Raw genomic sequence first — 13,391 nt, 5'->3', positions numbered from 1 at the left:
TCAGAACCCCGGGAGCGCGTCGCCGAGCCGGATCACGTCGACGCCCACCTCGAGGGTGCTCTTCTTGCCCTCGGTGAAGATCACGCCCTTCATCGGCGTCACGTCGGCATAGTCCCGGCCCCAGGCGGCCACCACGTAGCGGGAGTCGGGCTGTTGGTCGTTGGTGGGATCGAGCTCGTACCACTCGCCGTCCGGCGCCAGCACCGACAGCCACGCGTGCGATGCGTCGGCACCCTCCAGGCGGGCGGCGCCGGCAGGTGGCTGGGTCTCCAGGTAGCCGCTCAGGTAGCGGGCCGGCAACCCCACTGAGCGCAGGCAGCCGATCGCCAGGTGGGCGAAGTCCTGACAGACGCCCGCCCGTTCCTCCAGCAGTTCGTCCAGTGTCGTCGACACAGAGGTCGCTCCGCTCTCGTAGGTGAAGCCGTCGTGGATGCCGTGGACCAGCGCAGCCAGTGCCTCGCCCAGTGGTCTGTTCGTACCCAGGATCGTGCGCGCGTACGCCGCCACCGCTGCGGTGGGTGCGACCAGTGGTGAGGGCAGCGCGTAGGTGACCGCGTCCAGGCGGTCGGGCTGGTCCGCGTGCGCAGCCACGGCCCCACCCACCGTCCACCGGTCCAGCTGCGCCAGGTCCGGAACCGGCCGGCGCACGATGACCGTGCTGACCGACGTGATCACGAGCTCGGTGTGCGGCGTGCGCACCTCGACGTAGTGGCTCGCGTTGCCGAAGTGGTCCACGTGCGACGTCGTCAGGTCGGGATGCGGCGCGATCTCCAGCCGGGACGAGGTGCAGCTCTGGGTGCCGAGGTCGCGCGGCGTGAGGTGGGTCCGTCCGTAGGAGCCGGTGACCGGCTGGTCGTAGCGGTAGTGCGTGCGGTGGCGGACCTCGTAGGTGCGCGCGGTGTCGTGCGGGCTCATGACGGCACCCACGTCGCTGCCCACTGCGGACCCCAGGTCCCCGGCAGCGCATGCTGCGGCGCCTTGTGCACGAAGTGGGCCCGCTCCACAGCGCGGGAGAGCTCGCGCAGGTCGGTGTCGAGGCCGCCCAGCCAGTCCGCAGACGGGGGCAGGTCGGGGTCGAGAGCGGTGAGCCGGACCGTCAGGTCATGGATGAGTACGCCGACCCGGTCGCTGCCGGTGGCGGGCAGCTGGATCAGGTCGGCCTCCAGCCGCTCCAGCTGGAACGCCAGCCCCCTCGGGTTCGTGACGTCGAGCAGCAACAGGTCGAGCACCAAGGCCTGGGGCGACCGGCTCAGTGGTCCGGCCGCCTCCCGACGGCGGTGCGTGATGACGCTCTCGCCCACCATCAAGACGGCTTCGAGCACGCGTGGCTCGACGGGCGGCTGCTCGCCGGAGCGGCCGAGCGTGTGCCGCACCAACCCGACGAGGTGCTGGGCGCGCTCGAGTCGGCGGCCGGCGTCGAGGAAGTGCCAACCCTGGTCCCGCACCAGACTCTCCGCAGCCAGTCCCGAGAAGGCGAGCATCGACTCCACCGTCTGGGCCAACACGGGTTGCAGGGAGGTCTCGGTGTCGTGGTTGTCGAAGGCGCGCTCGAGTCGACCCAGCACCAGCCAGGTGTCGAGCGAGAGCTGCTCGCGCAGCGCCTGGGCCAGCGAGATCGTCCTGCGCGCGGCGTACAGCACGCTGCCGGGCAGGGCGGGGTCCATCGCCAGGCGCTGAAGCACGCGATCGGGGGGGAGGTCGGGCCCACCCGGTGCGCCGGTCAGCCGGGTGACCGCCTCGAGGAGCACCATCAGGGTGGCGTGCCCGCTCGTTCCGGGGCGACCCGCGAAGTCCTCGGTGAGGTCGTCGGCGACCCGCAGCAGGCGCGCCGTACCCTCGGCTCGCTCGGCGTAGCGGCCGAGCCAGAACAGGTCCTCCGCGGTGCGCGGCGACAACCCTCCGGCCAACGCCGGCACCTCGAGGGCCGGTGGGGCCAGGGTCGGGTCGGGCTGCCAGGCGTCCGGCTGGCTGCCTTCGGGCGCCAGCACCCACACGTCCTTGGTGAGGGCTCCGGACAGGTTGGAGACCAGCTGGGATCCAGCCGACGGTGCCACTCGGGCCAGGCCGCCGCGCATCATCGTGTAGGAGCCGCCGCGCGCGACGCCGAACGTGCGCAGCACCACGTCGCGCGGTTCCATGCCGAGCGGGGTGACGACCGGCGTCGTCGACTTCTCGAGCAGTTCCTGCGCCGCCCACGCCCAGGGCTGTGCCTCGATCGCGCGGCGCAGCACGTCGCGGTCGTCGGCGCCCAGCTCGGTCCCGAACCGGGCGGTGACGCCCACCCCACGCGTGATCGGCTTGATCACCAGCGAGTCCAGGTTGGCCAGCACGTGTGAGCGCTGGGCCGCATCGCCGCACCACCACGTGGCCACCGACGGCAGCTCCAGGTCGGTGCCGAGCAGGGCGCGAGCCGCGGCAGGCAGGAACGGGAAGAGTCCCGGGTTCTCCAGGACACCGGTCCCGAACGTGTTCACCACGGTGACCGTGCCCTGTCGACTGGCCTCCAGCAGACCCGGCACGCCGAGGCGTGACTCGGGACGCAGCTCCAACGGGTCGGTGTAGTCGGCGTCCACCCGGCGCAGCAGCACATCGACCGGCTCGAGGCGGCCCAGGTTGCGCAGGAAGACCTGGCCGTCGGAGACGATGAGGTCCTCGGCCTCCACGAGCGGGAATCCCAGCAAGGTGGACAGATAGGCCTGGTCGAAGGCCGTCTCGCTCTCCGCGCCGGGTGTGAGCAGGACGATCCGGGGCGCCTCGACGTGGCGCGGCGCCACCTCGTGCAGGGCCATCCGGACGCTGTGGAAGAAGTCCCGCAGGGCCGACAGCTCGGTGTTGCGGCGCAGACCGGGGAACACCTTCGCCACGACGCGCCGGTTCTCCATGGCGTAGCCAGCGCCCGACGGGGCCTGGGTCCGGTCGCTCAGGACGTGCCAGCGCCCGTCGCGGTCACGAGCCAGGTCGGTGGCGGTGAAGAACAGCTGCCGCCGGCCGGGCACCCGGATGCCGTCGGCCTGGTGGACGAACCCGCCGTGCCCCAGCACCACCTCGGGCGGGATCACCCCGCGGCGCAACAGCTCGCGGGGGCCGTAGAGGTCGGCGAGCACCAGGTCCAGCAGCTCGGCGCGCTGGACCAGTCCGCGCTCCAGGCCGGCCCAGTCGTCCGCCGCGATCATCAGCGGCAGGGGATCCAGTCGCCACGACGCGTTGGCGGCACCGCCGTAGGTGACCCCGTCGTCCTGAACGAAACGGCCCGCTTGGGTGCGGCGGTCGAGCAGGCCGCGCAACCCGATGTGGTTCATCCGGGAAGCCAGCTCCACGCTCGCGGGCCGCACCCCGGAATCGTCGACCAGCTCGTCGAACCCGTGGCCCGGATCGAACTGGGCGCGGTAGTCGTCCAGCAGGCTGGGCAGATCGCTGGGCTGCTCTGTCACCGCCCCATCCTGCCGGATCGGCGCAGGTCGAGGGTGCACGGGTACTCACCCCCGGACGGTCCGTGGGTGACGTCGGCGCTCGACCAGGCCGACACGTCCACCGGCCCGGGGGTGTGCCCGTCTGCCACGAAACGTCCAGCGCGCCGGGCCTCGGCCTCCATGGCATTGACGGGGTAGCGCTCGTAGGAGCGGCCCCCGGGGTGCACCACGTGATAGGTGCAGCCGCCCAGTGATCGTTCGTTCCACAGGTCGACGACGTCGAAGACCAGCGGGGACTGCACGCCGATCGTCGGGTGGAGAGCCGAGTGGGGTGCCCACGCGCGGTAGCGCACCCCGCCCACGAAGCCCACGCCGGGAACGGCTGGGTCGGCGAGCGGCACCATCGGCATCGGTACGCCGTTGCAGGTCACCACGTGGCGCCCTTCCACCAGCCCGGAGGCCGCCACCTCGATCTTCTCGACCGAGGAGTCCACGTAGCGCGCCGTGCCGCCCAGCGCGACCTCCTCGCCGAGGACATGCCAGGGCTCGACCCCGGATCGCAGCTCGAGGTGGACGCCCGCGACCTCGGTCTCGCCGATCCGGGGGAACCGGAACTCCACGAACGGGTCGAGCCAGGCTGCCTCGAAGGCGATGCCGTGAGCGTTGAGGTCGGCCACGACCTCGCGCAGGTCGGCCGCCGCGAACGACGGCAACAGGTAGCGGTCATGCAGCAGGCTGCCCCAGCGCACCAACGGCCCGGCGTACGGCTCGTCCCAGAACCGGGCCACGAGCGATCGCACCAACAGCGCCTGGACCAGGGCCATCCGCGCGTGCGGTGGCATCTCGAAGCCGCGCAGCTCCAGCAGCCCGAGCCGCCCCCGGTCGGAGTCGGGTGAGTAGAGCTTGTCGATGCAGAACTCGGAGCGGTGGGTGTTGCCGGTGATGTCGGTGAGCAGGTGTCGCAACAGCCGGTCCACCAGCCAGGGACCGGGCTCCAGGGGCTGGCCGTCGGGACCGTTCGCCTGGGCCGTGCCGTCGATCACCCGGTCGAGCTCGGCGAAGGCGATCTCCAGCTCGTAGAGGGTCTCGTGCCGACCCTCGTCGACCCGCGGTGACTGGCTCGTGGGCCCGATGAACCGCCCCGAGAACACGTAGGACAGGGCCGGGTGGTGCTGCCAGAAGGTGATCAGGCTCCGGAGCAGGTCGGGGCGGCGCAGGAGCGGCGAGTCGGCCGGCGTGGTGCCGCCCAGCGTCAGGTGGTTGCCGCCGCCCGTGCCGGTGTGCAGGCCGTCGAGGTCGAACTTCTCGGTGGCCAGCCGGGTCGCGCGGGCATCGTCGTAGAGCGTCGTGACCAGGTGGGTCAGCTCGGGCCAGTTGCCCACCGGCTGCACGTTGACCTCGATCACCCCGGGGTCCGGGGTGACCGTGAGGGTCTGGGTGCGTGGGTCGCCGGGCAGGGAGTATCCCTCCAGGACCACCGGCACGCCGACCTCGACCGCGGCCGCCTCGACCACGCCGAGCAGCTCGACGGCGTGCTCGAGGTGGGTCAGCGGGGGCAGGAAGACGAACAGGTGACCCTCGCGCATCTCCACCGACAGGGCCGTGCGCGGCGCGTCCTCGATGTCGAGCTCGGTGGCCGGCGTGACGGGTTCGGCCGCACCGGACAGGTCACCGCGGGCCTCGAACGGGGAGCGGTCGGGCTCGTACGGCGCTCCCTGCCAGGCCAGGGACGACAAGGGCAGCCGCAACCCCATCGGGGACGTGCCCGGGGTCAGGAAGAGATGAGCGCGGCGCAGTCGCCACCGCGCCGTACCCCAGCCCTCGAGATCGGGATGCCGGAAGACCGGCACGACCCAGCCAGCCGGTTCGCCGGGCTCGGCGTCGAAGCGTCCCGTGCCGCTCTCGTGCGGCTCGGCGTCATCGGCCGGCGGCTCTCCGGCAGGTCTCGACGCCTCCGTCCACAGCGCGTGCAGCCGGTCCTCGTGGGCCGGCAGGCAGAAGTCGTCAGGGACGCCCAGGCGTGCGGCCACCGCGCGAGCCATCCGCTCGACGACGGCGGGGGCCGCCTCGGCGGTCAGCGTGCCCGGTGACCACGGCGTGTCGAGGAGGCTCTGGTCGCGCCACAGGGGGGTGCCGTCGCTGCGCCAGGTCAGTCCGATCTGCCACCGGGGCAGCGGCTCGCCCGGGTACCACTTGCCCTGACCGTGCTGGACCACGCCGTCAGCGGCCCAGCGCCGTTTGAGGGTCTCGGCGAGACGGAGCGCCAGCTCTCGCTTCTCCTCTCCGTCGGCGTCGGTGTTCCACTGCGCTGTGGAGGTGTCGTCGGCGGAGACGAAGGTGGGCTCCCCACCCATCGTCAGGCGTACGTCGCCGGCCTCCAGGAGGGCGTCGACCCGGTGGCCCAGCTCGTCGATGCGTGACCACTGCTCCTCGCTGTAGGGCCGAGTGACCCGGATGTCCTCGTGGACCCGGGTCACGGTGTTGTGGAAGGTGAACTCCACCACTGCGGGATCGATGGCTCCCGCGATCGGGGCCGACGTCGCCGGGTGCGGGGTGGCGGACAGCGGGATGTGCCCTTCGCCGGCCAGCAGCCCCGACGTCGCGTCGAGGCCGACCCAACCGGCGCCCGGGATGTAGACCTCGGCCCACGCGTGCAGGTCGGTGAAGTCGGCCACCGGGCCGGCCGGCCCGTCCAGGGGCTTCTCGTCCGGCGCCAGCTGCACCAGGTAGCCGGAGACGAAGCGGGCGGCCAGTCCGAGCTCGCGCAGGATGGCGACCAGCAGCCACGCGCTGTCGCGACAGGATCCCAGTGCCCGGTGGAGGGTGACGTCCGGGGTCTGAACGCCGGCCTCCATCCGCACCGTGTAGTCGACGCTGTCGCGTACGGCCTGGTTGATGAAGACCAGGAAGTCGACGATCGGCATCCCGTCGGGGGGCAGCACGGCCCTGGTGTCCAGCCAGGCGCGCAGGAGGGGGCCGATGCCGCTGCCCGGAGTCTCCTCGACCGTTCGCAGGTAGGGCTCCAGGTCCGAGCGGGTGCCGGCCGGATAGCTGAATCCGAAGCGCTCGGCGTAGTCCTCGACGAAGAAGTCGAAGGGGTTGATGACCGTCATGTCGGCGACCAGGTCGACGGTGATGTCGAGCTCGGTGACCGGTTCGGGGAACACCAGACGGGCCAGGTAGTTCCCGAAGGCGTCCTGCTGCCAGTTGATGAAGTGCGCGGCCGGCGAGATGTTGAGGGAGTACGCCGCGATCGGCGTGCGCGAGTGGGGCGCGGGTCGGAGCCGGACGATGTGCGGGTGCACGGTGATCGCCCGATCGAAGGTATAGGTGGTCCGGTGCTCGATGGCGACCTTGATCGTCATGGGGACCGAGCGTAGGGACGCTGTGAGTCGGGAGTGTTACGGCGTCCGGTGGTCAGGACGACTGGCTGGCCTGGTCGATCGACTGCGCCACCTGCACACACCACTGACCGGTGCGATCGAGCAGTGCCGAACCGGTGCCGGGCGCCCCGGTGAGCGAGCAGCTGAGCCAGGCGTCGACGAACAGCCCGTGGAAGGCGGCCTCCAGCCCGGTGTCCGAGGTGCACACCGTGGCCACCGATGGCGTGCCGAAGTCCGGGGCGTCAGGCGTGTCGCATCGTCGCTGGTCACGCAGGTCGCGCACCAACCCCCGGGCCGCCTTGGGAGTCACCGGGGGTGCGAACACCCAGGCCCGCGCCGTGGTGCCGTCCTCCGCGACCCAGGTGCAGCTGTACTCGTGGGCGACATCGCGCACCTTCGGGGTGATCGGCGCGCGCTCCCCGTTGACGTAGTCGGTGGTCGAGGCGAACGGCCCCCCGAGCGTCTGCTCCACCGCGAGCTCGGGGACGAGGCTGCAGAAGTCGTCGCGCGCGACGACCACCGAGGCCGTGTCGAAGCCAGCCAGGGGAGTGGCGCTGGGGGTCGGTGTGCCGGCCGGCCGCTCGGCTCCGTCGTCCTTCGGGCCGTCCCCCGAACCGGTGCAGGCGGCCAGGCCGCCGAGGGCCAGCAGCAGGGCGGTCGCTGCGGAGAGACGCATGGCGTCGAGGGTATGCCACGCTGCGCGGCGCGACCGGACACGCCGCCTCCCGGCTCGGTGCCCATGGGTCGACTAACCTCAATCCAGTGATTCGCTTCGAAAAGGTCACCAAGACCTATCCCGGCCAAGCTCGGGCCGCCCTCGACCAGGTGTCTGTCGACATCGAGAAGGGCGACTTCGTCTTCCTCGTCGGCACCTCCGGCTCCGGCAAGTCCACGTTCCTGCGCCTCGTGCTGCGTGAGTACCGTCCCAGCACCGGTCGGGTCTACGTCGCCGGCAAGGAGATCAACAGGCTCGCCGGGTGGAAGGTGCCCGGCCTGCGTCGCCAGATCGGCACCGTGTTCCAGGACTTCCGGCTGCTCCCCAACAAGACCGTCAGTGAGAACGTCGCGTTCGCGCTGCAGGTGATCGGCAAGCCCCGCTCGCACATCAACGCCATCGTTCCCGAGACCCTGGAGCTGGTCGGGCTCGACGGCAAGGGCGACCGGATGCCCGACGAGCTCTCCGGTGGTGAGCAGCAGCGGGTCGCGATCGCCCGGGCGTTCGTCAACCGGCCGATGATCCTGATCGCGGACGAGCCGACCGGAAACCTCGACCCGACCACCTCGGTGGGCATCATGAAGCTGCTCGACCGGATCAACCGCACCGGAACCACGGTGGTGATGGCCACGCACGACTCCTCCATTGTCGACCAGATGCGCAAGCGCGTCATCGAACTCGAGGACGGCCGTGTCGTCCGAGACCAGACCCAGGGCGTCTACGGCTTCCAGAAGTGACGCTCCTTCCCCGATAGCAAGAGGTTCACATGCAGTTGCGCTATGTCTTCTCCGAGCTCGGTCAGGGGCTGCGACGAAATCTGTCGATGCACGTCGCCGTGATCCTGACCCTGTTCGTCTCCCTCACCCTGGTGGGCACGGGTGTGCTCCTGCAGCAGCAGGCGGCCAAGGCGGCTGACAACTGGGGCAACGAGCTCCAGATCACCGTGTTCCTGTGCAAGGACCAGGACGAGAACCCGCGCTGTGCCGGTGAGGTCACCGATGCGCAGAAGACCGCGATCGAGCAGGTCGTGGAGGAGAACCCCGAGGTCTCGGCCTGGCACGTGGAGTCCAAGGAGCAGGCCTTCGAGAAGGTGAAGGCGCTCTTCGAACCCGGCAAGTTCGACGGACCCAACTCCCCGGTCACCGCCGAGGCGATGCCGGAATCGGTCTGGATCACGTTGAAGGACCCTCGTGAGTTCGAGGGTGTGCTCAGTGCCGTCCAGGGGCTCGACGGAGTGTCGGACACCCGGGACCTGCGCGACGTGCTCAAACCGATCTACGACTCGATCTCGGTGCTGACGTGGGGAGCCTGGCTCATCTCGGGCTTCCTGGTCGTGGCGGCGCTGCTGCTGGTGGGCAACACGATCCGGTTGGCGGCCTTCGCCCGCCGACGCGAGATCGGCATCATGCGACTGGTCGGCGCCTCGACCCTCTACATCGCGCTGCCGTTCCTGTTGGAGGCCCTGGTCACGGCCGCGCTCGGCGTACTGCTGGCGGCCGGCGCCCTCGGCGCGCTGTGGGGGTTCGGCGTGCGTGACGTCCTGGCCAGCAGCCTGGGCTTCATGCCGTGGATCGGGGTCGAGTCCTACCTGCTCTCGGTGGTGGTCATCGCCGTGCTCGGCCCGCTGCTCACGTTGTTGCCGACCCTGGTGCTGACCCGCAAGTACCTCAAGGTCTGAGCACTCGGGTCACATCCGACACACGTGCCCCACCGCAAATGCCCGGATGCGGGCGCGTGCTCGGTTAACGTCGAGGTGTTCACTTCCCCGAACAACCAAAGGCAGACCCGGTGCGCTTCTTCCCCCGCGCCCAACGACGCCATGCGGCTGTCGTCACCGTTGCCGGTGCGATGGTCCTCGCGTTGCTGGCGAACCCGTTAGCGTCCGCTCAGGACGACGACCACCTCAAGGCTGAGCAGAAGCAGGTCAAGCACGACCTCAAGGCCGCCAGCGGCGATCTCGAGGAATCGAGTGCGCAGTTGCGCGCCGCCACGGCGAAGCTGGTGGCCGCCCGGGCCCAGTTGGCGACCGCCCAGGACGTCCTGGCCACGGCGCGCGCCAAGGTCAGCGCCGCCCGCCTGCTCGACCAGCAGATGCAGGAGCGGCTGCAGGCTGCCGAGGAACGGCTCGAGACGGCTCGTCACGACCTCGAGGTGGGCCAGGCCCAGGTGGAGGACCAGCGCACCGACGTCGTCAACCAGGTCACCGACTACTACCAGCAGGGCGACCCGCGCCTGCTCGGCCTGGTCTCGGTGCTGGACTCGAAGGACCCGGCCGACATCACACGCCGGCTGTCCCTGATGGACACCGTGGTGGGCCAGGAGAACCAGGCCTACGACGACCTCGCGGCTGCCGAGGTGCTCCTGACCGTCCGCGAGACCCAGATCGAGGCCGCCAAGCGTGAGGTGGCCGAGCGTCGCAGGGAAGCGGCTGCGCACCTGACGCAGATGCAGGGACTCGAGGAGGAGGCCGAGAGCGCGGCTTCGTCCGTGCGTGCCTCGGTGGCCGCCCGTGCCGACGCCATGACCGAGGCGCGCAGCGCCCGGCGCGCCGACCAGGCCAAGCTCACCGCGCTGAAGGCACGGGAGAACCGCATCAAGCAGCGGATCCTTGCTGCCGCCGCAGCGGCCGCCCGTAAGGGATCGGGCTACAACGGGCGGACCGACGGGTTGTTCAACATGCCCGTCAGTGGACCGATCACCTCGCCGTACGGCTATCGGGTCCACCCCATCTACGGCTACTACAGCCTGCACGACGGCACCGACTTCGGGGCTGGCTGCGGGCAGAGCCTGTGGGCCGTGGCCAACGGCACGGTCACCGACGAGTACTACTCCGACGTCTGGGGCAACCGGCTCTACGTCAGCCTGGGCAACTACAACGGCAAGAACGTCACGGTCATCTACAACCACCTCAGCGGCTACCGGGCCTCGGTGGGTGAGCGGGTCTCGCGCGGCGAGACCATCGGGTACGTCGGCACCACCGGCTGGTCGACCGGCTGTCACCTGCACTTCACGGTGATGGTCAACGGGAACCCCGTCGACCCGATGAAGTGGATCGGTTCCTAGCCGCGATTGCGCAAACTCGTTGCCGCGCCTGAGAGACTGGGGGCATGGTGAAGGAGAAGGGCCGCAAGCTCGTGGCGCAGAACAAGAAGGCGCGTCACGACTACCACATCGACGACACGTGGGAAGCCGGCATGGTGCTCATGGGCACCGAGGTGAAGTCCCTGCGTGCCGGGCGCGCCTCCCTGGTCGACGGCTTCGCCGAGATCGACGATCACGAGGTGTGGCTGCACGGGGTGCACATCCCCGAGTACACCCAAGGGACCTGGACCAACCACTCCGCCCGGCGCAAGCGCAAGCTGCTGCTCAACCGGGCCGAGATCGACAAGCTCGAGCGCAAGGTCGGGGACAAGGGCTACACGATCGTCCCGCTGTCGATCTACTTCAACGACGGGCGGGCCAAGGTCGAGATCGCCCTGGCTCGCGGCAAGAAGTCGTGGGACAAGCGGCACTCCCTGGCCGAGCGCCAGGCCACCCGCGAGACGCAGCAGGCGATCGGCCGACGACTGAAGGGCATGGACTGACTCGGTTCGGATACTTCCCTGCTGTCAGGCAGGATGTCCGGTATGTCTCTCGGGTCCGTTGTTACCGCTGTTGTCCTTCCCATCATCCTGGTGCTGGGTGGTGGACTCCCCGCGTACGCCGCGGAACCGCTGCCGACCACCGTCAGTCTCACCGGCTCCTCGGTGTACGCCGATGCCACCTCCGTCCTGCAGATCGGCCTGACTGACTCGACCTCCGCCCCCGTCACCGGCGCGCAGGTGAGCATCGAGCGGCGCACCGGCGGAGTCTGGAACGTCATCGGCAGCGTCGTCACCGACCAGGCGGGGGAGGCCCGGCTGTCCTCGGTGCTCTCGAAGGTCGCGGCCGACAACGTCTTCCGGGCGTCGTACGCCGGGGACGCGGACCACCTCGCGTCGAGCTCACCCGCGGTCGGTGTCGCGCTGAAGCGTCGCGCGAGCGTTCTCACCCTCGGGGCCCCCGCGTCAGTGGTGGATGAACGCTCGGCCACCTTGCGGATCCGGTGGGCGACTCGCAGCGGGCTGCCGGTCTCCGGCGCGGTCCGGGTGCAGCGCAGGGCTCCCGGTGGCAGTTGGACGCTGGCCGCCACGCTGCGGACCGGGGCCGAAGGGCGGGCGCAGCTGGTGATCACCCCCCGAGTGGACACCCGGTGGCGCCTGCGGGCAGCCGCCCTGGACTGGGTGGAGGGTGCTGCCAGCGGTGTGCGGCGCATCGACAACCTGCCGCCCAATCGGCCGGTCACTCTGCCGGCTGCGGCGCCGAGTCCTCGCGTGCAGGTCCCTGCGCAGCCACGGGCGACCGGCGGCGGTGCCAACGCCCAGGTCAGCCGGATCCCCGATCCGGTGTGGTCGCGGATGACGGGGGTGTCCTGGCATCGTGGTTGCCCGGTCGGCCGCGCAGGGCTGCGCTACCTGACGATCAACTACTGGGACTACGACGGCTACCGTCGCCGGGGCGCCCTGGTGGCCAACGCGGACGCCGTCCAGCAGATGGCAGGAGCCCTGTCGGAGATGTATCGGCGCGGACTCCCGCTCCGCTCGCTTTATCCCGTGGACCGGTTCGGCTACTCGAAGCGTCTGCACGGGGGCAACGACTACCGGTCCATGGCCGCGGGCAACACCTCGGCCTTCAACTGCCGCAGTGTCGTGAACAAGCCCGGGGTGCGCTCGCCGCACAGCTGGGGGCGTTCGCTGGACGTCAACACCTGGGAGAACCCCTACCGGTCGGCGACCGGACTGGTGCCCAACTCCTGGTGGCAGGGGCACTCGCACCCGCGGGTGGCCTGGCGCAGCCGCTCGCATCCCGTGGTCGAGATCATGGCCGCCCATGACCTGCGGTGGACCTACGGGCTCGGCGACACCCAGCACTTCGACGCTCCGGCCGCCAACGGCCGCGTCCTGGTCGTTCCCGGCTGCGAGGCGTGCGACTGATGCCCGGTTCGGCGCTGGCCGACCGGCTGGGGCTTCCGGGACTCTTCGACGTCCACGTGCACTTCCTGCCTGAGCCGGTGCAGCGCAAGGTCTATGCGGTCTTCGACCAGGCCGGTGCCAAGATCGGCCGACCCTGGCCGATCCGCTACCGGGGGACCCATGCCGAGCGCGTCGAGCAGCTGCGCTCGTTCGGCGTGCGTCGGTTCACCGCGCTGCCCTACGCCCATCGGCCGGGCATCGCCGGCTACCTCAACGACTGGGCACGGGAGTTCGCGGCCGGAGTTCCGGAGTGCCTGTGGTCGGCGACGTTCTATCCCGAACCTGAGGCCGCCCGCTACGTCGCCGACCTGGTGGAGGGCGGTGTCGAGGTGTTCAAGATCCACGTGCAGGTGGGCGAGTTCCTGCTCGATGACCCGCTGCTCGATGAGGTCTGGGCCACGCTGGCCGATGCTGGCACCCCGATCGTGATCCACGCCGGGTCCGGCCCGGTCGGCAATGCCTTCACCGGCCCCGACCCGTTACGCCGCGTCCTGGAGCGCCACCCCCGGCTCACGGCGGTGGTGGCCCACCTGGGCGCACCGGAGTACGCCGAGTTCCTGACGTTGGCCGAGACCTACGAACGCACCCATCTCGACACCACGATGGTGTTCACCGACTTCTTCAGCGAGGCGGCGCCGTACCCCTCCGACCTGCTGCCGCGACTGCGTGACCTGGGCTCCAAGGTGTTGCTGGGCAGCGACTTCCCGACCATCCCCTATCCCTACGAGCACCAGCTGGAGTCGCTGGAGCGGATCGGTCTGGGCGACGACTGGCTGCGCGCGGTCTGCTGGGAGAACGCCGCGGCGCTGTTCGCGGAATAACGGATGCGGCA

The 13,391-nt window shown here is 70.3% G+C and carries 10 protein-coding genes; 6 read left to right on the top strand and 4 right to left on the bottom strand.

Annotated elements, in window-relative coordinates:
- Genes AB7I40_RS01450 through AB7I40_RS01435 form a run of 4 tightly spaced genes read right to left on the bottom strand, consistent with a single transcriptional unit; the run spans nucleotide 1 to nucleotide 7,469 of the window.
- Nucleotides 1-915: a transglutaminase family protein gene (locus tag AB7I40_RS01450; RefSeq protein WP_428346707.1), complete on the bottom strand. Its 915-nt coding sequence runs from the start codon at nucleotides 913-915 to the stop codon at nucleotides 1-3.
- On the bottom strand, nucleotides 912-3,431 hold the full coding sequence (locus AB7I40_RS01445) for a circularly permuted type 2 ATP-grasp protein (protein ID WP_428346708.1): 2,520 nt from the start codon (nucleotides 3,429-3,431) through the stop codon (nucleotides 912-914). The genes AB7I40_RS01450 and AB7I40_RS01445 overlap by 4 nt, the downstream gene beginning before the upstream one ends.
- Complete coding sequence (locus AB7I40_RS01440; RefSeq protein ID WP_428346709.1) at nucleotides 3,428-6,775, bottom strand: DUF2126 domain-containing protein; 3,348 nt, start codon at nucleotides 6,773-6,775, stop codon at nucleotides 3,428-3,430. Before AB7I40_RS01440 ends, AB7I40_RS01445 begins: the two co-directional genes overlap by 4 nt.
- Nucleotides 6,776-6,827: 52 nt before the next feature.
- Nucleotides 6,828-7,469: a hypothetical protein gene (locus tag AB7I40_RS01435; protein ID WP_428346710.1), complete on the bottom strand. Its 642-nt coding sequence runs from the start codon at nucleotides 7,467-7,469 to the stop codon at nucleotides 6,828-6,830.
- 86 nt (nucleotides 7,470-7,555) lie between these two features.
- Between AB7I40_RS01435 and ftsE the strand changes: the two genes are divergently transcribed.
- The 6 genes from ftsE (at nucleotide 7,556) to AB7I40_RS01405 (ending at nucleotide 13,380) form a co-directional block, all read left to right on the top strand.
- Nucleotides 7,556-8,245: a cell division ATP-binding protein FtsE gene (gene ftsE / locus AB7I40_RS01430; protein ID WP_428346711.1), complete on the top strand. Its 690-nt coding sequence runs from the start codon at nucleotides 7,556-7,558 to the stop codon at nucleotides 8,243-8,245.
- 29 nt (nucleotides 8,246-8,274) lie between these two features.
- The gene (gene ftsX, locus AB7I40_RS01425) at nucleotides 8,275-9,186 is read left to right on the top strand and encodes a permease-like cell division protein FtsX (protein ID WP_428346712.1); all 912 of its coding nucleotides are present in this window, start codon (nucleotides 8,275-8,277) and stop codon (nucleotides 9,184-9,186) included.
- Between the two features lie 110 nt (nucleotides 9,187-9,296).
- Complete coding sequence (locus AB7I40_RS01420) at nucleotides 9,297-10,571, top strand: murein hydrolase activator EnvC family protein (protein ID WP_428346713.1); 1,275 nt, start codon at nucleotides 9,297-9,299, stop codon at nucleotides 10,569-10,571.
- Nucleotides 10,572-10,615: 44 nt separating this feature from the next.
- Nucleotides 10,616-11,092: an SsrA-binding protein SmpB gene (gene smpB, locus AB7I40_RS01415; protein ID WP_428346714.1), complete on the top strand. Its 477-nt coding sequence runs from the start codon at nucleotides 10,616-10,618 to the stop codon at nucleotides 11,090-11,092.
- 42 nt (nucleotides 11,093-11,134) lie between these two features.
- Nucleotides 11,135-12,520 carry a M15 family metallopeptidase gene (locus AB7I40_RS01410; RefSeq protein ID WP_428346715.1) on the top strand — a complete coding sequence of 462 codons (1,386 nt, stop codon included), beginning with the start codon at nucleotides 11,135-11,137 and terminating at the stop codon, nucleotides 12,518-12,520.
- Nucleotides 12,520-13,380, top strand: a complete 861-nt coding sequence (locus AB7I40_RS01405; RefSeq protein WP_428346716.1) for an amidohydrolase family protein — start codon at nucleotides 12,520-12,522, stop codon at nucleotides 13,378-13,380. Before AB7I40_RS01410 ends, AB7I40_RS01405 begins: the two co-directional genes overlap by 1 nt.
- Nucleotides 13,381-13,391 lie beyond the last annotated feature (11 nt).

This window comes from Nocardioides sp. (assembly GCF_050246775.1).
Taxonomy (GTDB): domain Bacteria; phylum Actinomycetota; class Actinomycetes; order Propionibacteriales; family Nocardioidaceae; genus Nocardioides.
Note: the sequence above shows the minus strand (reverse complement) of the source record. Positions and strands in the feature narration are given on the sequence as shown.